Below are 21,206 nucleotides of genomic sequence, written 5' to 3'. Positions count from 1 at the left end.
GATTGCGCTGATTTTTGCCGGCGCGTTGACTGCACCGCATGGATGCACTGCGCGAACTGACCCGTAAGACGGATAGGGGAGGGGACCGCGCCCTGCTCGACGAGGTCTTCGACCGGTGCCTGGTGGGCACGCTGTCGACGGTGTTCGACGACGAACCGTGGGCCATCCCGATTCTGGTGGTTCGCGACGGCGACCGGCTGCTGCTGCACGGGTCGACCGGGGCAGGGGCGCTGCGGCACGCCGCGGCCGGGGCGAAGGTGGCGGTCAGCGCCTACCTGCTTGACGCGCTGGTGATCGCCGAGGCTCAGATAGACCACTCGGCGAACTACCGATCCGCGGTGGTGCGTGGGGTCTGTGAGGTGATCGACGGCGACGAGCGCGCGACGGTGCTGGACCTGTTCACCGGCACCTTGATTCCGGGACGCGATCTCGAATGCCCGCCGCACACCGCTCGGGATATCGCCCAGACACTGGTGCTGGCGCTGCCGATCACCGACGGCCGCTGGATTTCAAAGGCTCGTCGTGGTCCGGCCGCGCCGTCGGAAACCGCGTGGACCGGAACCATTCCGGTGAGCCGGAACTACGGTGCACCCCAGTCGAATTCCCCGCTTCCGATACCGGTATCCGTCGAGCGTCTGGTGGCCGGGCAGTAGCGGCCGGCTCACGCCGGGGGAAACACCCGGGTTGCCGGGGGCGGATCGGCGACGATCGCCGGAAGTATGAATGTCTCCAGATAGCGGCGGGCCACGTCGGGATCGCCGGTGCCCGGCACCGTCTGCAGCAGCAGGCCCAGTGCGGTGGCGATGATGAACTGCGCGACGTCGTAGGGCTGTAGCCCGGGCCGGAACACGTTGGCGTCGGTGGCGATGATGCCGGCGATGGTTGCCTCTACCAGCTGGGTGAGTGCGGGATCTTCAGCGATCAACACGACGACGGTGTCATCGGAGGCCTGCTCGGCCATGGACTGGAGTAGCGGGTCCTCGACCAGTTCGGAGGCGACGATGACGAGCGCCTCGACCAGGATGGTGATCAGCCCGGCGCCTTCGGGCAGTCGGGGGAGCATCGCGGCGATGTGCCGTTGGGTGATGCGGTTGACCATCGCGGCGATCAGCGCTCGGCGGTTGGGGAACTGCCGGTAGATGGCAGCGCGGGAGTAACCGGCGTGCCGGGCGATGTCTTCCATCGTGGTGACCCGGTAGCCCTTGGTGATGAACAGTTCCTCGGCGGCGTTCATCAGCACGGTCTTGGCCTGCTCGGCGGAAATACCGCCACCGGCGGGCCGGCCCCGGGGACGGCGTTGGGCTGTTGACACGGGCGTTCGTCCTGCTCGGGAGTGCGGTTGCCACCAGTATGCCGGAGCGGTGTGGGATACCGGCGTAGCCAAAAAAGAAACATAACTATCGATTTGTGTAATTATTTTCGCAACGGGCGCCGCCGGCCAGTTGGCACGACGCCGAAGCCCTCGGACAGGAGCCGCACCGATGACCCCTTCTCGACCTGTCACCCGTCCCACCGCCGTGATCGGCCTTGCGCTGCTGACCGGTGGCCTGTGGCTGGGAGTGGGTGGTGCCGTCGTCCCGACCGCATCGGCTGATCCCGGAGACAACGCGTCGTCTCATTCCCGACCGGACCACTCGCCGCGGCGGCAGGCGGCTGATCGTGCGCCGTCGTCGCGAGGCGGTGACGGTTCGCAGGGCGACCGGGGGGCGGCGCGGGTGGTGGGTGAGCGGCCGTCCGCAACGACGGCCGGCACCGGCGATGCCGTCAGGGAGTCGAACACCGGGCCGGACCGAGTTCGGCCGAACCGGCGGGGCGTTTCCGGGAGCACTCAGGCCGGTGCGACGAGGCCGTCGTTCGACCGCCGGATCGGAGACGGGCTGCGTCGGTCCGCGAAGGGCGGGAGTGCCGTCGGCGTGGATGGCGCCGATGGCGGTGCCGATGGCGGCGGCGGCCGCGGTTCGGTGGGCGTCCGCGGCGGGTTGGACGGCGGAGGCAGCTTGGGCAGCGTTGGTGACGGAGTGGACGGCGCCGGTGGCGGTGCCAACCTGGGCCGCCATGCGGACAAAGTCCGTCCTGAATCGCCCGCGCCGTCGGCGGAGGAGTTCAAGGCGCAGTCGATCACAGAGCATCCCCCCGCGTCCTCGGGAGTCGAGACAACCGACTCGGGCGTCGAGACGGCCGGGTTGCGGATCCCCGCGGGAGTTCTGAAACTACCTGCGCCGCAGGACCTCATTGCGCAGATCCCCGTGACGCTGCCCGGCAGCGGTGTGCCCGAGGAGACGATCGAGCCGGGATCGTTCACCGAGCAGGCCGAGGCCCGTGGCCGTGAGCTACTGGTGGCGCTGACCGCACGGGTGCCGGGGGATCGGACGCAGCGGGCAACCGTGGCTTCGGCTTCGAGCGAACCCGCGGCCGGTGAAGCGGAGAACGGGGAAACGGTCACCGGGCAGGCAACGCCGGTGAAAACGCTCGCCATCGTCACCACCGATGCCACGGCCAAGCCGGAGCCGGCGTCCCTGGCCGGCAACAACGCCGTGCCGACCACCGCGGCCCTGGCTCAGCTCACCTCCCAGCTGAGGACGCTGGTGACCGACACCTCTGACGCGGCCCATGTCTTCGCCACCACTGTGCGGGCCACGGCCATCGGCGTCGCCACCTCGCTGAGCCAGGGCGTGGACACTCTGCGCGACGCAGAGTTGGCCGGACCGGTCAACGTCGTCGGCTCGGTGGTCTTCTCGTTGCTCGGCGCGGTGCTGCAGATCTTCTCCGGGCCGCCGGTGCTACCCGCCGGCAGCAATGTGACGGTGCGGACCTCGACGCTGGTGCTGCCGGATTCCGGCAAGACGGTCCGCGCGGACTGGTACTTCCCGGACGAGGTCGACGAGAACACCCGGCTGATCTATCTGCAGCACGGGTTCATGGCCACCGGGCCGATGTACAGCTACACCGCGGCGTATCTGGCCGAGAGCACCAACAGCATCGTCGTCGCACCGTCGATGTCGTCGAATCTGTTTGACCCCAAGGCTGAATGGCTCGGAGGCGATCCGCTGCAGCAGGACGTGGCCGATCTGTTCCGAGGCGATCGGCCGCAGTTGACGGCCAGTGCCGCCGAGGCCGGCTACACCGGGGCGCTGCCGAAGGACTTCGTGCTCGTCGGGCATTCACTGGGCGGCACGCTCGTCATGGGTGCCGCAGAAAAGATGGACGATGAATCCATCGGGAACCTGAAGGGCGTCGTCCTGCTTGATGCCGTCGACATGGACAACGCCATCCCGGATGGGTTGGACAGACTCAGCGGAGACGATTACCGGCCGGTGCTGGAGATTTCGTCGGAGCGCTACACGTGGAACCTCGACGGAGTGGTGGGAGATGAGCTGCAGGCCGCGCGCCCGGATTCCTTCAACGGAGTGGTGCTCGCCGGCGGTCGACACATCGATGCACTGCAGGGCGGCAACCCGATCCTGCAGGTCGCGGAGTACATCGTCGCCGGTTTCTCGAAGCCCGAGAACATCGATGCGGTGAAAGTGCTCGCGAGTAGCTGGATCAACGACATGTACGACGGCACCCCGCCCAGCTACAACCCGGCGGGGCCTGCGAGCGCGACCCCGCTGGACCAGGCCTCGGACAAGACCGTGATCGCAATGCCGTGGGATCCGATCGCAAAGGTGATTCTCGACGTGCTGTTCCGGTTCGCGGTCTACCAGCCGTTGGTGGCCGATAACCCCGAGGCGGTGTCGCCACTCATCGCCCTCCGGTAGCGACACAGCGGCAGCGGGCAAAAGCGCTTGCCGACCCACGGGCGGCGTGTCAGCCTGGTCAGCGACCGAGCCTGAAAGCGCTGGGGGAGTTGCTGGTCGGTGTCGTCGAGCGCCCCGACGGTGCGGAGTCGGCAGACAGATTCACCGCCCGGTGTCTTGGCGTGACCGACATCGGAAACCTTGTGGATGAGGAGCACGAGCTCACACCGGTGGCGCAGGTGACCACCGCATTGGTGTTGGCCGAGTGGATCGATGCTCACGAACAGGCCTGCGAGGTGGGAGCAGGCCAGTACAGCGCTCCACCGAGGTGGACTCAGACCGAAATCGGCGGCCGCGCGTTGCGGCATCCGCAGTGCCTGCGCGCCTTCTTCCCGGCCGGGACGGTGCTCGCGGATGTCGGGTGCGTGATCGGGATCGACATTCGGCGAGGGCTGATGAGCGACCTCTCGGTCAGCGTGTACGTCAGGCCCGAACATCAGAGCGGGGCCCGCGAAGTACTCGATCGACTCGCAGCGCGGGCCGATGAGCAGCTGTTGACCTCGGTGGTAGAGGAAGCCGAGAAGTTGGGCGGTCCGGTGCTATTGGTGTTGGAGGATGTCGACCTGTGGTGCGCCGACCGGAGGGGCGGCAGGTCGGGACTGTCGGAGTTGTTGCAGGCCATGGACATCGCCGCGGATGCCCGCATTCTGACTTTGGCGTCTACCAACGATGCCACCACCTTGGATCAGGCGGCGATCCGGACGGGACGTTTCGACGCGATTGTCGAGGTCGGCTTCCCAAGTCGCGCCGCCGCCGCCCGCATCCTGGCGAGTCTCGTTGCGGGATTGCCTGGTGGATCCGGAGTGGATACCGCGACGGTGGTGGGCCGGCTGCCCGAACAGATCAGCGGTAGTGATCTGCGTGAAATCGTCAGGCGTGCAGTACTTTCCGTACCTGATGGCGAGCCGATCAGCACCGACGGACTGTTGGCCGAGGTCGGTAGTGGTCGATACCGGGCTGCCGTGCCCGACGGTCTGTACCTGTAACGACGGTTCGTTAACTCCGCAGTGTTCCGGTGGTTCTGGGTCGGTTGCGGTATCGGGTGAGCAGGCGCCCCGGGTGGTGGTAGTTGTTGACCCGCGGTCCGTCGGTGTCGAGTTTGGGGGGTGGGACCCATTCGACGAGGCCGTCTTTGCGCAGGCGGACGGTCCAGCGGGTGGCGGGGTGTCCTTCAGTCATCCGGTGGTGGCCCGGACAGGTTTGGGCCATGGCGTCGACGTTGGTCTGCCCGACACCGCGCCAGGGGTCGCAGTGGTGGATCTCGCACCGGTAGCCCGGCGTGGTGCAGGTGGGGAATGTGCACCCGAGATCGCGGGCGTAGAGCACGATCCGCTGCCCGGGACTCGCGGTGCGCCGCGACCGTCCCAGATACAGGGGGATGTTGGTGTGGCGATCGAACACCGCCAGGTAGTGATACGCCTCGCGGGCTTCGCGGATCACATCGGACATCGGGAGCACGGTGCCCCCGGCGGTGATCCCCACCCCGACGGCATCGGTGAGATCTTGCAAGGTGGTGGTGATGACGATGGTCGCCGGCAGGCCGTTGAGTTTGCCGAGGCTTCCCGAGGCCAGGACCGCGCGCCCAGCAGCCAGCAGCGCATCATGGGTGCGCTGCTCCACGCTGCGTTTATCCCCGTCGATGTGTTCCTGGGTGGGGGTCCCGTCGACGCAGGGATCCTTTTGGGTGGGGTCGCACATGCCCGGCGCCCCGAGTTTGGCGCAGATCGCTTCGACGGTGGCCCGCCACTGCGGGGTCACCCAGCCGGTGAGTTTGCTCATCCCGTCGACGCCTTGGGGGCCGATGACGATGCCGCGCCGACGTGCCCGGTCCTCATCGTCCAGCGGCCCGTCGGTGTCGATCATCGACGCCAGCCGCAACGCCAACGCGCGCAGGTCTTCAGGCGTGGTTTCGGTGGCGTAGCCGGCCAACTCGGCTTCCACTTCCGCGCGCAGTTCCGGTTCGACGCGCTGGGGCAGGCGGGCCATAAAGTCGGCGATGACGGTGACGTGTTCGCCGCTGATGCGGCCTTCGGAGACCGCGGCGGCGGTCGCCGGGAGTTTCGGGGGCAACGCGGCCCCGGTGATGGGCAGCTGGGGGGATAGTAGGGCGGCGGCGCGGAGCCGGGTGTGGGTGGCGCGGCGGCTGATCCGCAGCCGGGTCGCGATCAGCTCCACCACGCTTTTGGCGCCGAATTCCCGGGGGCTGAGCCGGGCGAGGCGCGCCATGACCCGGTGATCGGTGACCGCATGGGCCCGGGCCACGGCCTCCAACCGGCCCGCCACCGCCAGTACATCGGTGTCCGACAACGCGTCGAGGTTCAACGCGTCGAAGTCGGAGGCGGCGGCCTCCAGCCGGCTCAGCGCGGCAGCGACGGTCCCGCGATCCGCCAGCCGGCCCACCCCCGGCTCCGGGAGCCCACATCCGGGAATCCCCTCCCCGGGAACCGTCGTCGAACTCATACCCAAACGCTAGTTCGAGCCACTGACAAAAACGCCGGTCAGGCCGACAAAACAGACTCCCAAACTCTAAGAATTCAATGAGAAAATATCCACGGAAGCCGTCCCCGTCCGGCGTCGTTTTCGCTAGGCCGCCGACAGGGACGTGCCGAGCACATTGGTTCGGCAGAAAACCACCAGGGGGTTCACGATGGTCAAGATCACCGCTGCGCGCTACGCCGCCGCTCTCGCCGCCGGGGCACTGCTCGTGTGGGCGCCCATGGCGCACGCCGACGATCCGGTCGACAACGACACCGCGCAGCAGGGTGAGAACGAGCAGCCGGAAGACAGCCAGGGCGATCAAGGTCCCGGCGTCGCCAAGGACGTCGTCGACAAGGTCGGCGACGCCGTGAAGGATCTGAAGTGCTGACGTTGGGACGGGGGCGTCGGCGTCAGGCCGCCTCGGCGGGGACGAGCTTGTTGACGACGACATTGCCGAGCACGCCGGCGACGATCATCCCGATCCCGGCGGCGTCGGGCAGAGCGTCGGTGACCCAGCCGAAGATCCCGGCGATCAGCACGAAGGTCGGGAGCCAGTCGAAAAGCTTCGCGATCGGCGGCGCCGGTTCCTGCTCGCCGCGCGCGGCTGCATCCTTGGCGCTTGCATGGTCGGGATAGAACTCGGTGAACGACACCGCGAACAAGATCGCCGCCAGCTGCAATACCCAGCCGGTCCAGAAGTTGTCCGGCTGGTACAGGACCGCGTCGCCGACCAAGCCGACCGCCGCCGAGAAGGTGAAGGCCATCGCCCATACCGTCGAGATGACGTAGTTGATCCGGATGAATAGCGGTGAGTCCCAATACTCTTGGGGAGCTTGCTCTTTCGCGTACGGCAGGGTGAACGGTCGGCGGACGACGATGGTGGCGATGACGAACAGTGCCAGCGCGACGTTGGTGAGTTCGCCGGCCCACAGTTCCAGCCAGGAAATCACTCCGGGGGTCGCCACCAGGCCGACGATGGCCAGTGCGATGAAGAACAGCGCGCCGAACACTTCCAGTGTGTGGATCGAGATGCCGCGCCGCCGGGCTAGCCACAGCGTCGCGAGGGTCAGTCCCAGCGCGGTACAGACCGCGACCTCGAACTTGCCGGGGCTCGACAGCACCGACATCAAGACCCAGGGGGCGATACCGGAAAGCGGTGAGCGTAGGTAGCCGTCGATGAAGCCCGTCATGGACGGAAGAGTATCGAGGATTGCACGACACCGGGGGCTGATGCGACCCGCCGCGGTGTCCCGGGGTGCATGACGCCGAGCGTGGGACCTCCTGACCCGACGGGTTGATTCCGGCCCACGGTCGACGCGGCTCGCGTCGACGCCGCCGCCCGGGCCGTCGCATGCGAGACTCGGCGGGTGACTGAGCCTGTTGCCGCGATCGGCGAATACCGGGTGATTCGCCTCATCGGGTCGGGCGGCATGGGCGAGGTGTATCTCGTGCAGCACCCCCGGCTCCCGCGCCGCGATGCGGTGAAGCTGCTGAACGCGGCCGTCAGCGGCGACGAGAAGTTTCGGGCCCGGTTCGACCAGGAGGCCAGCCTGCTGGCGGGGTTGCGGCACCCGAACGTCATCACCATCTACGACCGTGGCGAGTACGACGGGCGGCTGTGGTTGGCGATGGAGTACATCGACGGTTCGGACGCGGCGCAGATGCTGCAGCAGCACGGACCGCTGCCGCTGGGCCTCGTCATTCCCGTCATCGAAAAGGCTGGCGCAGCACTGGATTACGCCTACGCGCAGTATCAGATCACCCATCGCGACGTGAAGCCGGCGAACATCCTGCTGGCCTTCGAACCGGGTGGCCAACTCGCGACGGTCAAGCTCGCCGACTTCGGGATAGCGAAGGTGGCCGACCAGGGCACGGCGCTGACCTCGGTGGGGATGACGATGGGCACCGTCTCCTACGTCTCGCCGGAGGCCATCGAAGGCCGCCCGCTGGACAGTCGGGCCGACCTCTACTCGTTGGGCTGCACGGCCTTTGAGCTGATGACCGGACAGCCGCCGTATGCCGGGGACTCGATGTCCACGGTGCTGATGGCGCATTTGACAGCGCCGATCCCATCGGCGTCGGCGGTGAATCCGGCATTGCCGGCCGGCGTGGACGAGGTGTTTCGCCGGGTGCTGGCGAAAGACCCGGATCAGCGGTATGCGACCTGCGGTGAGTTCGCGGCGGCGCTGCAGGCCGCCGCCCAGCCGTCTGCGCCCGCCGTCGGGGTCGGTCGGGAACCGACGCCGGCAACGGTCCCGGTGACCCGGTGGGCACCGCAGACCGCGGTACTGCCACAGCCCATCCCGGCGCCCGCCCCGCAGCCGGTCACACCGATGCCCGCCGCGGTGCCGCAGCGCAGTCCGGTGCTGTTGATCCTGCTCGGCGTCCTGGCGCTGGTGGCGGTGGCTGTCGCCGCCACGGTCGCGATCATGGGTCAGCGGGGCGGTGGGAACTCGACCGCGGGTCCCCGTGGAGGCTCTGTCGTGAGCAGTGCGCCGGCCGTGAGCACCAGCGCTTCGGCCCCGGCCACGGGAATCGGCTTCGATGAGATGCAGGCATTCGTCACCGGCTACTACGCGTTGCTTCCGGGTCGCCCGGAGGACGCCTGGCCGAAGCTCGACGCGGGCTACCAGCAGCGTGCCGGATGGAGCGGCTACCGCGACTTCTGGGCGTCCATCCGCTCGGTGTCGGTGACCGCGGTTGCTCCCGACGGGGACCAGCGCGTCGTCGCTCATCTGGAGTACGTGAGCAACGACGGGCGGGTGTCCAGCGAGAATCGGTGGTTCCGGATCATCCGTCGCGACGGCAGCCTGTTGATCACCGATTCGGATATCGACAGGTAGCGATCCCCGAATCTCCTGCACGCGCGCCAATGTTCGGCGGCGCATGCCCATTCGGGTCCGGGGCCCGCGCGGTGGTTCACCAGCGCAGACCGCCGCGGATGACCCGAAGGTCACCCGCGGCGGGTCTGCGGGAATCAGCCGTCGGCGAGGACGCGGTGCAGTTCCTTCTTGGCCTCGGTCAGGGCCGCGAGGACCTTGCCGCGGGTCTCGGCCAGCTTGGCCTTCTGCTCGTCGGTCCCGGTGAAGGCGATGGTGCGGGCCAGCCCGGCGACCTCGAACAGCTCCTTGCGGATCTTGAACACGTCGGCGAACTTGCCGGCCTTCTTGAAGAACAGCTGTGCGGTCTCGCTGGTGACGCCGCGGAAGGCCAGGAGCTGCCTGCCGAGATCGGTCAGTGAGGCCACCCCGTCGTCAACCGTGACCAGTCCGCGCCCGGCGAGCAGGGCGATGGCCAGTTCGACGATGTCCTCCGGAGGGTTGAGCGCGCCGTCGGTGGCGGCCGAGACGCGCTCGATCACCTGGGCGGCGGTGGCGGGGCCGTCGAGCAGAACCGCGGCGGTGCCGAACGCGGCGCGCTTGAGGAACCAGGGTCCTCTGCCGGCACCCGGACCGCCGAAGCCGCCCCCGCCGAAGCCTCCGAACCCGCCGGGCCCGAACCCACCGCCGAAGCCGCCGCCGAACCCGCCGGGCCCGCCGAATTGCTGTCCGCCCCAACCGGGTCCGCCGTTGAATCCGTTGAAAAACATCCTCGTGTCCCTTCGCGTAGATACCGGGCCAACCCAGTGTGGCGAGCCCATCTATCAATTTCCTTGATACGCACGGTCGGTGTAGGTGTCAAGGAACCTGATATGTGAGGCGGCTGTGAACGATCGGCGTGTCCACCGGGGATACGCACGCGCGAGATACGCACGCGCGCGGGAAGCTCGCGGGAAGGGGGTGCGGCGTGTCGACCGGGGACGCGCACGCTCGCAGGAAAGGAGGTGCGTGTCACGATATGGGGCATGACCGGCGCCGACGACGAGCCACTGGGCTTTCTGCTGTATCGGGTCATGGCTGCGCTACGGCCGCAGGTCACCGCCGAACTGAGTCCGCTGGGCATCGGGCTGCCCGAGTACGTGTGCATGCGGATTCTCGCTCTGAAGCCGGGTCAGACCAGCGCCGAGCTAGCCCGCGGCACGCAGGTTTCGGCGCAGGCGATGAACCAGGTGCTGCGCGGCCTGGAAGAGCGCGGCGCGGTCACCCGACCGGTCACCCCGGCGACCGGGAAGGCGTTGCCGGCCAGGCTCACCCGGGACGGCACGACGCTGCTGAAACGGGCCGAGGCGGCCATCCGGGTCGCCGACGAGCGGGTGCTGACGGGCCTCGGCGACGACCGCCGCCATGAACTCAAGCAACTTCTCGGCGAGGTCGGGATCCCGTGGCCGACGGGGTCCGACGACACCGCCAACTGCCGTCGGGACTGAAGCCGGGACCGCCCGCGACCCTGACCGAACCCGCGAATCAGCCGATCGCAACCCCGACCAGATGTCCGACCGCGAAGGTGACCAGCAGCGCGAGCCCGCCGCCGACCATGTTGCGTAGTACTGCTCGCCGCGGATTTGCCCGACCGAGGCGTGCCGAGACGACGCCGGTGACGGCCAGCGCCGCCAGCACCGTGACGGCGGTGATCGGGATCCGCGCCGTCGCGGGCGGCCAGAGGATGGCGATCAGCGGTAGCAATGCACCGATGGTGAACGAGAGCGCCGAGGAGAACGCCGCCTGCCACGGGTTGGTCAGTTCCTGCGGGTCGATGCCGAGCTCCGCCTCGGCGTGTGCGGTGAACGCGTCGTGCGCGGTGAGCTCCTGGGCGACGGTCCGCGCAGTCTCCGGTGACAACCCCTTCGCCCGGTAGATACCGGTCAGTTCCTCCAGTTCGGCGGCCGGTTCGGTCCGCAGCTCGCGGCGTTCCTTGGTCAGCAACGCCTTCTCGGTATCCCGCTGGGTGCTGACCGACACGTACTCACCCAGTGCCATGGAGACGGCCCCGGCGAGCAGGCCGGCAACGCCGGCGGTCAAAATGGGACCGCGATCGGCGCTCGCCGCGGCGACGCCGACCACCATGCCCGCCGTCGACACGATGCCGTCGTTGGCGCCGAGCACGCCGGCGCGAAGCCAGTTCAGCCGTGCCGCAAGGCCTTCGGTGTGTGGCTCAAACGGATGCGAGGTGGCGGTCACGCTCCTGACCATAGAGAGCTCGCGGGGGCCGCGCCAGCAAACTTAGCCTTGGCGAACCCGCTCGTCGGCGAGCAGGACATCACGGATGTCGGACACCGTGTGGCGTTGCCACAGCGCCTGGACCGGGACCAGCAGCGGTGGCTCCAGCTCGACGACGCGGACGCGGCCATTCATGACCGGCCCGGGCTCGGCCGTCACCAGGGCAATCGCTCCGGTGGTCAGCGGAGCGGCCACCATCGCCGCACCCTGCACTCGGCTCACCACGAAGTCGGGTTCGAAGCCGCAGCGTCGGCAGGCGGCCATCAGGAAGTCGCTGAAGAAGGACGCCCCGGGTGGCGCCCACAGCACCAGTCGGTCGTCCGCGAGGTCGTTCACGGTGATGTGCGGAGCTTCCGCCAGTCGGTGGGAGGCGGGTATTGCGGCGCGGATGCGGTGGTAGCCGATGACCCCCGCGGCCATATCGGCGCCGTCGGCAACGCCGCGGCGCAGGCCCAGGTCCAATGTGCCGTCGAGTATCCCGGCGATCAACTGATCGGGATAGCACTGACGCAGGGTGAACGACATCTCCGGGAACGCGGTGATCGCCGGTTCGATGAGCGTGTACACCTGCGCGCTGTCCAGTGCGGGGCTGTGTCCGACCGTCCATACTCGAGGGCTGGCCGCCGCGGCACGGACCCGCTGGTCGACGGTGCGGGCGGCCGTCAGCAGTGGCCGCGCCTCGGCGAGCAGTGCCCGTCCGGCCGGGGTGAGGACCGCGCGGCGCCCGGTGCGCACGAACAGGTCGACGCCCAACTCCGTCTCAAGCTGACGCACCGAGGTGCTCAGCGCCTGTTGACTGAGGTGCGCGGTGGTGGCAGCGGCGGTGAAACCGCCCGCCTCCGCAACCGCGGTGAAATGCCGGAGGCGGCGAAGATCGGCGACCATGACAACAAATACTAATTGTGAGAAAACGTGAATCAACTGTTTCTGTTTTGTGGATGAACGGATTAACGTCCGAGCCATGAGCGAACTCAAAGGAAAGTCTGCCGTCGTTGCCGCCGGCGCGAAGAATCTCGGCGGTCTGATCAGCACCGAACTGGGCCGTGCCGGTGTCAACGTCGCGGTGCACTACAACAGCGCGGCGAGCGAACCCGATGCGGACCGGACCGTCGAAGCGGTGCGGGCCGCCGGCGCCGAGGCGATCAAGGTACGGGGCGATCTCACCAGGCCGGAGAACATCGCCGCACTCTTCGATGTCGCGGCCGGCGCGTTCGGGTCGGTCGACATCGCGGTCAACACCGTCGGCAAGGTGCTGCGCAAGCCGATCCTGGAGATCGCCGAGGACGAGTACGACGCCATGTTCGACGTCAACGCCAAGGCCGCATTCTTCTTTCTGCAGGAGGCCGGCCGGCGGCTCAACGACGGCGGTTCGGTGACCACGATCGTGACGTCGCTGCTGGCCGCCTTCACCGACGGCTACTCGTCCTACGCTGGGTCCAAGAGTCCCGTCGAGCACTTCACCCGCGCCGGCGCAAAGGAATTCGCCGACCGTGGCATCAACGTCAACAACGTTGCCCCGGGACCGATGGACACGCCGTTCTTCTATCCGCAGGAGACCCCGGAGCGGGTGGAGTTCCACAAGTCCCAGGCGATGGGCAACCGGCTGACCCGAATCGAGGACATCGCGCCGTTGGTGGTGTTCCTCGCCGGTCCGGGACACTGGGTCAACGGGCAGACGCTGTTCGTCAACGGCGGCTACACCACCCGCTGACCACCTCCACCCAACCGCCGCGGGTCACTACAGTGAAACGTGATGGCAGAACGGGTGTGGACAATCGGGCACTCGACCCGCGAGTTCGGGGAAGTGCTGGCGATGTTGCGCGCCAACGACATAACGCTGCTCGCCGACGTGCGGTCCTACCCGTCGTCCCGGAAGTTCCCGCAGTGGAACCGGGACGCGATCATCGCCGAACTGCCCGATGACATCGAGTATCGCTGGCTGCCCAAGCTGGGTGGACGACGCCACACCCCGGTGGGCGTCGCGAGCCCCAACGGCGCGTGGCGGGTCAAGGCGTTTCGCGACTACGCCGACTACATGGCAACCCCGCAGTTCCGGGAGGGTCTCGACGAGCTGCTGGCGATGGCTGCCCGTGAGCGCCCGGCGATCATGTGCAGCGAGGCGGTGCCGTGGCGCTGCCATCGCCGGTTGATCACCGACGCACTGATCGTCGCCGGTGTCGAGGTGATCGACATCCTTTCGCCCACCTCGACCCGGCGGGCGGTACTGGACGAAAACGCGCGCGTCGACGGTTGGGACATCACCTATCCGCCGGTGCGGGCGGCAGACTAGCTCGCGGCCCACTCCTTGGCCTGGTCCAGTTCGTCGAGGGTGAAGGTCTTCATCTCGCCGGGGATCATCCAGGCGAGGGCGTGGATGGTGTGGGTGACCCAGCTCAGGTTCGTCACGATGGCGATTCGCTTGAACTGGGCGTGGTGCTTGATCAGCGCGCCGAACCCGACGCGCATGTCTTCCACCAGACCTCCGTGGCCGAAGCCCGCGTAGTCGTCGTTGATCACCTCGACGAGCCGGAACTCGTCGCCCTTGAAGGCGTCCTCCAGGGTCGGCACCACCGCGAGGTCGTCGCGGCTGAGCTTTCCGGACACCGAGATCCCGGCGACTCCGGCGGGCATATCGGACAGCAACTCGATCATCGGATCTCCTTCGGCAGAGCGCGGTGAGGCAGTCTCGACGGTACGCCCGATCCGGGCCGGGAGCCGCGCCGCTCTCGGGTGCCTGAGCTGGTGTCATACGACCGGAGGCGCTCGGGCCGGGTTCTTGTAGTCCGAACGGATGAACTTGTTAGTCAAGCTGTTTAAATCCATGGCTTTCCGGGCAACGATTCGGCAACGTTGCGGTCACGGCAACGCACCGTTGCCACGAGCCAAGGGGGAAAATCATGAAAAAGTTGGGAATCGCTGTTATGGCCGTCGGCGCGGCGCTGACCGGCTGGGTCATCTCGGCTCCGGTCGCTTCGGCCGAGTGCATGGGAACGAACATCACGGTGCTGGGCAACGGAGGCGGCCGGTGCGACCACCCGTCGGATCAGCCCGACGGCAGCTTCATGCGGTGCGAGAGCGTGACGGTGTTCGGCATCGGCGGCACCAACTGCTACCGCGTCGCCGCCGGAACCCCGTAGCCGTCCCCGGCCGGACAGCGACGGTCTCGGCCCGGGCCCGCTGGTCGCCGCGGATATCAGCGCATCGACCCGAAAGCCTTACGTTCGTGCTTGACTCTGTAACGCGATGCCGGTGAAGCGTCGCATCCGCAGAAGCGATCACAGTGAGGTGGCCATGGCGACAAGTGTCGAGATTCCGGCGGGCCCCGACGACATCACCGCGACCTGGTTGACCGAGGTGCTCGGCGCGCCGGTCACCGCGGTGACGGTCGAAACCGTCGGCACTGGACAGACCGGGGCCACGTACCGGGTCCGGCCGCAATACGCCGATCCGTCCGCCGAGCTGCCGAGCACGCTGGTGGCCAAACTGGTGTCCCAGGACCAGGACGTCCGGGCCCGGGTGACCCTGGGATACCGGGCCGAGTACATGTTCTACACGCATGCCGCCGCCACCTTGGCGGTGCCGCTGCCGCCGTGCTATTTCTGCGAGATCGACCGGGACGGACTGGATTTCGCCATGCTGCTCGGAGATCTGGCACCCTCGGTGCAGGGTGACCAGATCCGGGGGTGTTCCATCCGGGAGGCCGAGCTCGCCGTCGTCGCACTTGCCGGACTGCACGGCCCCCGGTGGGGCGACCCCGAGTGGCTGACCTTCCCCGGGGTGACGATGCCGCGCCCGGACGCCGACTTCGCCGCGGGCCTGCAGATGGCCGCCGTCGCGGCCGCCGAGACCACCCTCGGCGTGCTCGGAGACCGGATGACGGCCGCCGACCGCGACACGCTGACGGCGACCGCCGAGCACACCCGGGACTGGCTGATGTGCGAGCCCGAGCGTTTCGCGCTGCTGCACGGCGACTACCGGCTGGACAATCTGCTCTATGACCCCCAGCGAACCCGGGTGACGGTGGTGGACTGGCAGACACTGTCGGTCGGACTCCCCGCCCGCGATCTCGCCTACTTCCTGGGTACCGGACTCCCGGTGGAGCAGCGCTCCGGCGCCGAACGCGAACTGGTCGAGGCCTACCACCGGGCGCTGATCGGCTACGGCGTGACCGGGTACGACGCGCAAAGCTGTTGGCGCGACTACCGTTTGGGTCTGCCGCAGATTACCCTCATCTCCACCTTCGGGGTGGCCTTCGCCGCCTCGAGCGAGCGCGGCGACGACATGATGCTGGCGATGCTGTCTCGGGGCTGCGCCGCCATCCGCGAGCTCGGCACCCTTGAGCTGATCGACGAGATGACGGCGACGTAGCGGTCCCGGAGCGGCGCGCAGGCTCGGCGCGAGGCTGGGGAACCGGCGGTGGCGGGCGTCAGGCGGCGGGGCGGCGCACCGGCAGGTGGAACACGATCGCCTGCGCGGGTGCGGGGCCGCCGCCGCGGCGCAGCAGGGCGTCGTTCTCCGGGATCTCGCGCGGGGTGACCTCGCCGGCGGCAATGCGCCGCAGGTGTGCGCGGGCCCGGTCCAGCTCGCGGCGCTGCCGCCACTGGTTGCCGGGCAGCTTGATCCCCGCCCACACTCCGAAGGCCTCCCCGCCCTCCAGCGCATAGCGCGCGCACCGGCGCTGCTGCGCCAGCGGACAGCGCCGCAGGCACAGCGTGCGGGCGGTCAACGCGGCGGCTTGGTACACCCGGGCCTTGGAGGTGCCGTCGGTGCTGTCGTCGTCGCAGTAGCCGAACCACAGGTCCGGATCCGTCGTGCAGGGCGGAAGCTCCATGATCTGATCCCTCCTCCGATTCAAAACGATGACAATATCGTATACATGGAAACGGCGCGAAGGCAAGAGAAACGACGATCAAACCAGATATCCACAGGCGGATGAACCGGCTGTGTACCATTCGGGCATGGTCGGAGTACGCGGATGAGCCGGGAATCTGCCGGCGCCGCGATCCGGTCCCTGCGGGAGGCGCGGGGATGGTCGCTGGCCGAGCTGGCGGCAGCCACCGGGGTCAGCGTGATGGGGTTGAGCTTCCTGGAGCGCGGCGCCCGTAAGCCGCATAAAAGCACAGTTCAGAAGGTAGAGAACGGCCTCGGCCTGCCGCCGGGCAGCTACGGTCGGCTACTGCTCTCCGACGATCCGCAACGAGAACTGGCCGAACTGACCGGTGTGCCGGCCAAGCCGAAAACGCCCGGGCCCGGACCCGTTGTGGTGGACCGCAACGCCGACACGGCGGTGTTCGAAGGGTTCGCCGAAGCCCAGCTGGAAACGCTGCGCGCGGTGATCGCCCGACTGCCCGCGAGCACATCAAACGAATATGAGACGTATATTCATTCGGTGATCACCCAGTGCGTGAAGGCCGAGCTACTGGCCGCCAATTCGTGGCGGGTCGCGGTGAACGCGGGCGCGGCGCCCGGCGGTGCGCTGCTGGACTCGCTGCGCGAACTCGAACACACCCGCGCCGAATTGCTCGCCCGGCTGCCCGGTGCCCTTGCCGCCCAGTTCGACCGCGCCTGTACCGAGTCCGGGCTGCCGGAAACCGTGATCGCCGCCCTGCTGGGCATCGACGCCGACGAACTGTGGGACATCCGCATCCGGGGCGCGGTGCCGGCGGGGGCGCTGGCCCGGGTCCGGGCCTTCGTCGCAGCCCACGCCGGCGACCGGAGCGTGGGCGAAACCAACTGACGGGGACGAACTGACGGGGAGGTGCCGAGGATGTCGGAGCTGGAGCTGCTGACCCGGGCGCACGCGCTGTTCCTCGGTGAGTCCGCCCCGATGGCCGTCGGCGCGCCCGATGCCGAGAAGGCCGTCGCGGCGCTGGGCGCCGGCGCCGATCGGGTAGCCGTCACCGCCGGTTACCGGCGCACGATCACCGACGCCCGCACCGACTTCTGGCGGGCCGGGGTGACCGACGGCACGGCCCACACCCGCCTGGCCGACGCTCACGCCGAGCACGCCGAGGCGCGCACCGCAACCGGTCGGATCCTCGCCGAGGCCAGAGCGGACCAGGTGCCGACGTCGAATTCGCCAGTCGCGCAACGAGAGGCGCTGCGACGACGGATCCGGCGCCTGCGCGCGCAGCACCGGCATGTGCTCGCCGCCCGCAACAACGCCCGGCGTCGGGCCGCGGCACTGCGGGCCCTGCGCTACCTGGCGCAGCGCCGCGGGCGCACCGGGCTCAAGCTCACGCTTCCGCAGGGGGCCCGCGCGGCGGCGGTGCGCTCGGCGCTGTCCAGGCTGGGCCGGCCCTACGTGTGGGGCGCCACCGGTCCGGACACCTTCGACTGCTCGGGCCTCACCCAATGGTCCTACCGGCAGGCCGGGATCAGCCTGCCGCGCACCACCTACGAGCAGATCAACATCGGGATCCCGGTTGCTCGCTCCGACGTCCAGCCCGGCGACCTGGTGTTCCCCAGCACCGGGCACGTCCAGATGGCGATCGGCAACGGCATGGTGGTCGAGGCGCCCGAGCCCGGTCGCAACGTGCAGATCAGCAGGCTGGGATCGGCGATCGCCATCCGGCGCCCCGGCTGAGCGCCCCTTTGGCATCGGTTCAGAATCCACGTCGGTCGAAACGCGCGTGTCGTCGGCGTGAGGTCTGGGTCAATGGCCGGGAGCGGGAGTGCGGCCCGAGGGTGCGGGAGTGAAGTGTGCTCGGGGGCGACCGGGAGTACGGTGAGGCCATGTCGGACCAGCGGGGCCGGGCCGCCGGGGTACTGAGCGACGCGCAGTCCGTGTTGGCGCGCCGGGACGCCGAACTCGCCGCCGCCGACGCACGGCTGCGCGCGACCCTGCGCGATGCGCACGCCGCCGTCGACGCCGCACTGCGCCGACTCGACGGCATCGATGAGGAACTCGACGCACTGGTGGCCGCCGGTGACCGGGTGGGCGCCGATGCGCCCGAGCAGGCCGCGGCCACCCGTCGGCTGCTGATCGGAAAGCTGCGCGATATCAGTGCGGTCGTCACCGACGCGCAGTCCGCCGGCGAGGCTAAAGCTGCTGTGCTGAAGGAACTTTCCGAGATCTATCGGCAGAGCGCCGGGTTATCCACAGACTGACCCCGGGTTGAATTGGCACCTTGAGGCAGCGGCGGTAGCGTCCGCGGCGTGACCACTTTCGCCGATGTGCTCAGCGTCATCGGACACGTCGCGCGGTGTACCGGAGACCCCGAGGCGTGGCGATCGGGACTGGATCCGGCGCAGACCGACCTGACGGCGCTCGGCCAACGACCGGAGGCCTGGGAGGGCGTCGTCGAGGCGATCCGGCGCAACCACCCCACGCTGTTCGACCCGGACAGCCACGCACCGATCGGACCGGGCGACGGCGCGGGGGCGTCGGCGATAAACCTGGCCGAGACCGCACTGGCGAACCAGAACTCGGCGGTCGCCCTGCTGGACCTGCACGTCGTCACCGCCATCCTCAGCGCGCACGCCGTCACCGCAGACGGCACCGCCGCGCTGGACAGACTGCAGGCCGACGTCGAGAACGCGGTCCGAACCCGCACCGACCTGGACACCCCGGCCGGCGCCCGGGACTTCCAGCGGTACCTGATCGGCAAGCTACGCGAGATCGGCGCGGTGATCGAAAATGCGAGCCTGGACGCGGTATCCCGCGCAGGGCTGGCCAGCGCCTGGTCGGCCCTGTACCGCGCCTCGGCGACCCCGCCGTCGGACCCGTCCGCAGCAGGCGCGACGACTCCCGGTACGGCAACCCCGGGCGCGACGAGTCCCGGTGCGGCCGTGCCAACGTCCGGCGGGGCGACCAACCCCGCCGCCCCGCCGCCCGCGGAGGCCTACGGCGTCGGCGACCCGGCGGACCCGTATCTGGACCCCTACCTCGAATCCCCGGCGACGACTGCACCGGCGAGCGCCGAGCCCGCCCAGAGCGCCCCGGCCGCAGGCACCCCCGTCGGGACCACGCCCGTCGGGCAGAGCGGCGGCACACCGGTCACCCTGCCGAGCCTGCCGACGCTGTCGATGCCGGCGGTCGGCAGCGGGGAGAGCGGACTCGGGACCTCCCCGACCGCGGACAGGTATCCGCTGGCGTCATCGGAGAGACTGCAGGATCTGTTCGCAGATCCCAACGACCCGAGGACCGCCGACCCGGATACCGACCCGGACCCCGGTGGGGCCGAGGACGCGAACCCTGAGACCGGACCGAGCGCCGGCGACGGGGCGCAGGCCGAACCCGCCGGGGTCACCCTGCCCGACGGCGACGTCGTCACCGTCGCCGACGGTCGGATAGCGGCCGCGCTCACCGCGACGCTGGCCGGCACCCCGATCACCGACGCGTTCCGCCAGCAGGGCATCGTGGTGCCGGCGCCGGACACCCCGATCGAGCACCCGCTGGACCCGGCGAAGCTGCAGTCCGGGGACATCGCGATGTTCACCGACCGGCTCGCGGTCGCCCTCGACGGGAACCGCGCCTGGTTCGACGGCCAGTTGCAGCCGATCGCCAACGTCGGCGGCCCGAACTTCCTGGGTTGGCAACCGCTGATGGCCGAGGACGCTGAGAGAGCGCCCGCCGCAGCCCAACCCGGACAAACCCCTGCACCCACCCGCCCGGCCACCTAGGGTCGGACATGCCGAAAGGAAACCCGCGATGGCCGACAACATCGACGTCGATCCCGCCCAATTGCGCGGTCTGGCCGCCCGGCACGACGAGGCCGCCGATCAGCTGCGCGCAGTGCCGGAAAAGCACGGCGACATCCAGTGCAGCATCGACTCCCTCGGCCCCATCTTCGGTGAGTTCCGGGAAGCGGCCCGGGACCTGTTGGAGCAGCGCAGAAAGTGCTATCTGGCCCAGGCCGACGAGCACCATCAACTCGCCCAGCATCTGCACGAGGCGGCCAACCTCTGGGAACGCAACGAGGCCGACGGCGCGGCCCGGCTGCGCGCGCTGCTCGAGGACCGGCCGTGATCGGACCGGATCCGGCGTTCGACGCCCCCCATCCCAGCGGACACATCCTGTTCCGCAGCACCCGGGGCGGCTACCTGGACAGCGTCATCCTGACCGAGGGTGCGCTGCGCACCGATGCGGCCAGCCTGGCGGAGGCCATCACCCGGGCCGGGCAGGTCTCGCACCTGATGGCGGTGCTGGCGGTTCGCGAGGAGATCACCGCGGCCGGCCACACCCCGTCCGACGAACTACCGACCCCGGCCCACCTGGCGACCGCCCGGGAACACCTGCTGGAGCATCGGCTCAAACGCGCCGAGCGCCGGGGGTAGCACCGGGCGACACGATTTCCGGCACGAAATCAGCAGGCGGCTCAACGGGATTCGCGCCGAACAGCGCCCGGGCGCGGGACAGCAGCGCGCGCACCTCGTCCAACTGCTGCTGTAACGACACCTCGGCCATCACCGCACGGTACTGCCCGGCACCGGGTCGCACAATTCAGTTGTCCCAACCCCTTGGGAGTACGCCGGTTCGGTCGTACGCTCGAGCGCGGGGGGTGAGGATGAGGTGACGGTCAACGACCCCGGCGAGGACCGGGCCCTGGTCGAGGCGGTACTGGCCGACCTGACCGCGGCCGCCGACCGCTGGGAGGCCCTGGTCAGCGAGGCCGAGCACATCACCTACACCGCCGACCTCGGCGACGTACGCGCCGTCGTCAACGCCGACGGCCGGTTACTCGAACTGGTCCTGGGCGCCCACACGGTCACCGAATACACCCACGACGAACTCGCCGACCGGATCAACAGCGTCTTCGCGGCACTCCGCGACGAGGCATACGCCGACAACCTGGCCCGCTACGGCAGCGAACTGCAATGACCCTCCGGCCGG

The 21,206-nt window shown here is 68.9% G+C and carries 26 protein-coding genes; 17 read left to right on the top strand and 9 right to left on the bottom strand.

Annotated features, from left to right (window positions below; translation table 11 throughout):
- Nucleotides 1-38: 38 nt before the first annotated feature.
- Complete coding sequence (locus tag G6N16_RS02525; protein ID WP_083032539.1) at nt 39-653, top strand: pyridoxamine 5'-phosphate oxidase family protein; 615 nt, start codon at nt 39-41, stop codon at nt 651-653.
- Between the two features lie 8 nt (nt 654-661).
- Here the strand turns inward: G6N16_RS02525 and G6N16_RS02520 are convergent, their stop codons facing one another.
- Nucleotides 662-1,312 carry a TetR/AcrR family transcriptional regulator gene (locus G6N16_RS02520; protein WP_234805958.1) on the bottom strand — a complete coding sequence of 217 codons (651 nt, stop codon included), beginning with the start codon at nt 1,310-1,312 and terminating at the stop codon, nt 662-664.
- 601 nt (nt 1,313-1,913) lie between these two features.
- On the opposite strand from G6N16_RS02520, the gene G6N16_RS02515 reads away from it, so the two are divergent.
- Both G6N16_RS02515 and G6N16_RS02510 read left to right on the top strand, forming a co-directional pair.
- A complete protein-coding gene (locus tag G6N16_RS02515; RefSeq protein ID WP_133052977.1) occupies nt 1,914-3,758 on the top strand; it encodes an alpha/beta fold hydrolase in 1,845 nt (614 codons plus the stop codon).
- A gap of 161 nt (nt 3,759-3,919) precedes the next feature.
- Entirely contained in the window at nt 3,920-4,783 is an 864-nt protein-coding gene (locus tag G6N16_RS02510) for an AAA family ATPase (RefSeq protein ID WP_234805957.1), read from the top strand.
- Nucleotides 4,784-4,793: 10 nt separating this feature from the next.
- Here the strand turns inward: G6N16_RS02510 and G6N16_RS02505 are convergent, their stop codons facing one another.
- The gene (locus G6N16_RS02505) at nt 4,794-6,257 is read right to left on the bottom strand and encodes an HNH endonuclease signature motif containing protein (RefSeq protein ID WP_083032533.1); all 1,464 of its coding nucleotides are present in this window, start codon (nt 6,255-6,257) and stop codon (nt 4,794-4,796) included.
- Between the two features lie 187 nt (nt 6,258-6,444).
- Between G6N16_RS02505 and G6N16_RS02500 the strand changes: the two genes are divergently transcribed.
- Nucleotides 6,445-6,663 carry a hypothetical protein gene (locus G6N16_RS02500; protein WP_083032531.1) on the top strand — a complete coding sequence of 73 codons (219 nt, stop codon included), beginning with the start codon at nt 6,445-6,447 and terminating at the stop codon, nt 6,661-6,663.
- 22 nt (nt 6,664-6,685) lie between these two features.
- On the opposite strand, the gene G6N16_RS02495 is transcribed toward G6N16_RS02500, so the two are convergent.
- Nucleotides 6,686-7,465 carry a DUF3159 domain-containing protein gene (locus tag G6N16_RS02495; RefSeq protein WP_083032530.1) on the bottom strand — a complete coding sequence of 260 codons (780 nt, stop codon included), beginning with the start codon at nt 7,463-7,465 and terminating at the stop codon, nt 6,686-6,688.
- Between the two features lie 177 nt (nt 7,466-7,642).
- Here G6N16_RS02495 and G6N16_RS02490 point away from each other — a divergent pair, with 177 nt between their 5' ends.
- Entirely contained in the window at nt 7,643-9,118 is a 1,476-nt protein-coding gene (locus G6N16_RS02490) for a serine/threonine-protein kinase (RefSeq protein ID WP_234805956.1), read from the top strand.
- 134 nt (nt 9,119-9,252) lie between these two features.
- On the opposite strand, the gene G6N16_RS02485 is transcribed toward G6N16_RS02490, so the two are convergent.
- Nucleotides 9,253-9,864, bottom strand: coding sequence for a hypothetical protein (locus G6N16_RS02485; protein ID WP_110810926.1), 612 nt, complete (start codon nt 9,862-9,864; stop codon nt 9,253-9,255).
- Between the two features lie 255 nt (nt 9,865-10,119).
- Between G6N16_RS02485 and G6N16_RS02480 the strand changes: the two genes are divergently transcribed.
- Entirely contained in the window at nt 10,120-10,581 is a 462-nt protein-coding gene (locus tag G6N16_RS02480) for a MarR family winged helix-turn-helix transcriptional regulator (protein WP_083032527.1), read from the top strand.
- Between the two features lie 37 nt (nt 10,582-10,618).
- Here G6N16_RS02480 and G6N16_RS02475 read toward each other — a convergent pair whose 3' ends face one another.
- Entirely contained in the window at nt 10,619-11,344 is a 726-nt protein-coding gene (locus G6N16_RS02475; protein WP_083032525.1) for a VIT1/CCC1 transporter family protein, read from the bottom strand.
- 30 nt (nt 11,345-11,374) lie between these two features.
- Nucleotides 11,375-12,256, bottom strand: coding sequence for a LysR family transcriptional regulator (locus G6N16_RS02470; RefSeq protein ID WP_083032524.1), 882 nt, complete (start codon nt 12,254-12,256; stop codon nt 11,375-11,377).
- Nucleotides 12,257-12,332: 76 nt separating this feature from the next.
- Here G6N16_RS02470 and G6N16_RS02465 point away from each other — a divergent pair, with 76 nt between their 5' ends.
- Both G6N16_RS02465 and G6N16_RS02460 read left to right on the top strand, forming a co-directional pair.
- On the top strand, nt 12,333-13,082 hold the full coding sequence (locus tag G6N16_RS02465; protein ID WP_083032522.1) for an SDR family oxidoreductase: 750 nt from the start codon (nt 12,333-12,335) through the stop codon (nt 13,080-13,082).
- Between the two features lie 42 nt (nt 13,083-13,124).
- Nucleotides 13,125-13,661: a DUF488 domain-containing protein gene (locus G6N16_RS02460; RefSeq protein WP_083032521.1), complete on the top strand. Its 537-nt coding sequence runs from the start codon at nt 13,125-13,127 to the stop codon at nt 13,659-13,661.
- Here G6N16_RS02460 and G6N16_RS02455 read toward each other — a convergent pair.
- Nucleotides 13,658-14,023 carry a SpoIIAA family protein gene (locus G6N16_RS02455; protein WP_083032519.1) on the bottom strand — a complete coding sequence of 122 codons (366 nt, stop codon included), beginning with the start codon at nt 14,021-14,023 and terminating at the stop codon, nt 13,658-13,660. The two genes, G6N16_RS02460 and G6N16_RS02455, sit on opposite strands and share 4 nt — an antisense overlap.
- A gap of 245 nt (nt 14,024-14,268) precedes the next feature.
- Between G6N16_RS02455 and G6N16_RS02450 the strand changes: the two genes are divergently transcribed.
- Nucleotides 14,269-14,508 carry a hypothetical protein gene (locus G6N16_RS02450; protein WP_083032518.1) on the top strand — a complete coding sequence of 80 codons (240 nt, stop codon included), beginning with the start codon at nt 14,269-14,271 and terminating at the stop codon, nt 14,506-14,508.
- A 154-nt stretch (nt 14,509-14,662) separates the two neighbouring features.
- On the top strand, nt 14,663-15,739 hold the full coding sequence (locus G6N16_RS02445) for a phosphotransferase family protein (RefSeq protein WP_083032548.1): 1,077 nt from the start codon (nt 14,663-14,665) through the stop codon (nt 15,737-15,739).
- 58 nt (nt 15,740-15,797) lie between these two features.
- Here the strand turns inward: G6N16_RS02445 and G6N16_RS02440 are convergent, their stop codons facing one another.
- The gene (locus G6N16_RS02440) at nt 15,798-16,202 is read right to left on the bottom strand and encodes a WhiB family transcriptional regulator (RefSeq protein ID WP_083032516.1); all 405 of its coding nucleotides are present in this window, start codon (nt 16,200-16,202) and stop codon (nt 15,798-15,800) included.
- Nucleotides 16,203-16,346: 144 nt separating this feature from the next.
- Between G6N16_RS02440 and G6N16_RS02435 the strand changes: the two genes are divergently transcribed.
- The 6 genes from G6N16_RS02435 (at nt 16,347) to G6N16_RS02410 (ending at nt 20,650) form a co-directional block, all read left to right on the top strand.
- Nucleotides 16,347-17,108: a helix-turn-helix domain-containing protein gene (locus G6N16_RS02435; protein WP_083032515.1), complete on the top strand. Its 762-nt coding sequence runs from the start codon at nt 16,347-16,349 to the stop codon at nt 17,106-17,108.
- 30 nt (nt 17,109-17,138) lie between these two features.
- The gene (locus G6N16_RS02430; RefSeq protein WP_083032513.1) at nt 17,139-17,957 is read left to right on the top strand and encodes a C40 family peptidase; all 819 of its coding nucleotides are present in this window, start codon (nt 17,139-17,141) and stop codon (nt 17,955-17,957) included.
- Between the two features lie 149 nt (nt 17,958-18,106).
- Nucleotides 18,107-18,481, top strand: coding sequence for a DUF4226 domain-containing protein (locus G6N16_RS02425; protein WP_133052976.1), 375 nt, complete (start codon nt 18,107-18,109; stop codon nt 18,479-18,481).
- Between the two features lie 48 nt (nt 18,482-18,529).
- On the top strand, nt 18,530-19,996 hold the full coding sequence (locus G6N16_RS02420) for a DUF4226 domain-containing protein (RefSeq protein WP_234805955.1): 1,467 nt from the start codon (nt 18,530-18,532) through the stop codon (nt 19,994-19,996).
- A 28-nt stretch (nt 19,997-20,024) separates the two neighbouring features.
- On the top strand, nt 20,025-20,342 hold the full coding sequence (locus G6N16_RS02415; protein ID WP_083032510.1) for an ESX-1 secretion-associated protein: 318 nt from the start codon (nt 20,025-20,027) through the stop codon (nt 20,340-20,342).
- Nucleotides 20,339-20,650, top strand: a complete 312-nt coding sequence (locus G6N16_RS02410; RefSeq protein WP_083032509.1) for a DUF2694 family protein — start codon at nt 20,339-20,341, stop codon at nt 20,648-20,650. The genes G6N16_RS02415 and G6N16_RS02410 overlap by 4 nt, the downstream gene beginning before the upstream one ends.
- Here G6N16_RS02410 and G6N16_RS21530 read toward each other — a convergent pair.
- Nucleotides 20,625-20,780, bottom strand: coding sequence for a hypothetical protein (locus G6N16_RS21530; protein ID WP_165756840.1), 156 nt, complete (start codon nt 20,778-20,780; stop codon nt 20,625-20,627). The two genes, G6N16_RS02410 and G6N16_RS21530, sit on opposite strands and share 26 nt — an antisense overlap.
- 105 nt (nt 20,781-20,885) lie before the next feature.
- Here G6N16_RS21530 and G6N16_RS02405 point away from each other — a divergent pair, with 105 nt between their 5' ends.
- Entirely contained in the window at nt 20,886-21,194 is a 309-nt protein-coding gene (locus G6N16_RS02405; protein WP_083032507.1) for a DUF2710 family protein, read from the top strand.
- The last annotated feature ends 12 nt before the right edge of the window (nt 21,195-21,206 follow it).

The sequence above is a fragment of the Mycolicibacterium insubricum genome, from assembly GCF_010731615.1.
GTDB lineage: Bacteria > Actinomycetota > Actinomycetes > Mycobacteriales > Mycobacteriaceae > Mycobacterium > Mycobacterium insubricum.
The sequence above is the reverse complement of the archived record's forward strand: the minus strand, read 5'-3'. Positions and strand labels throughout refer to the sequence as shown.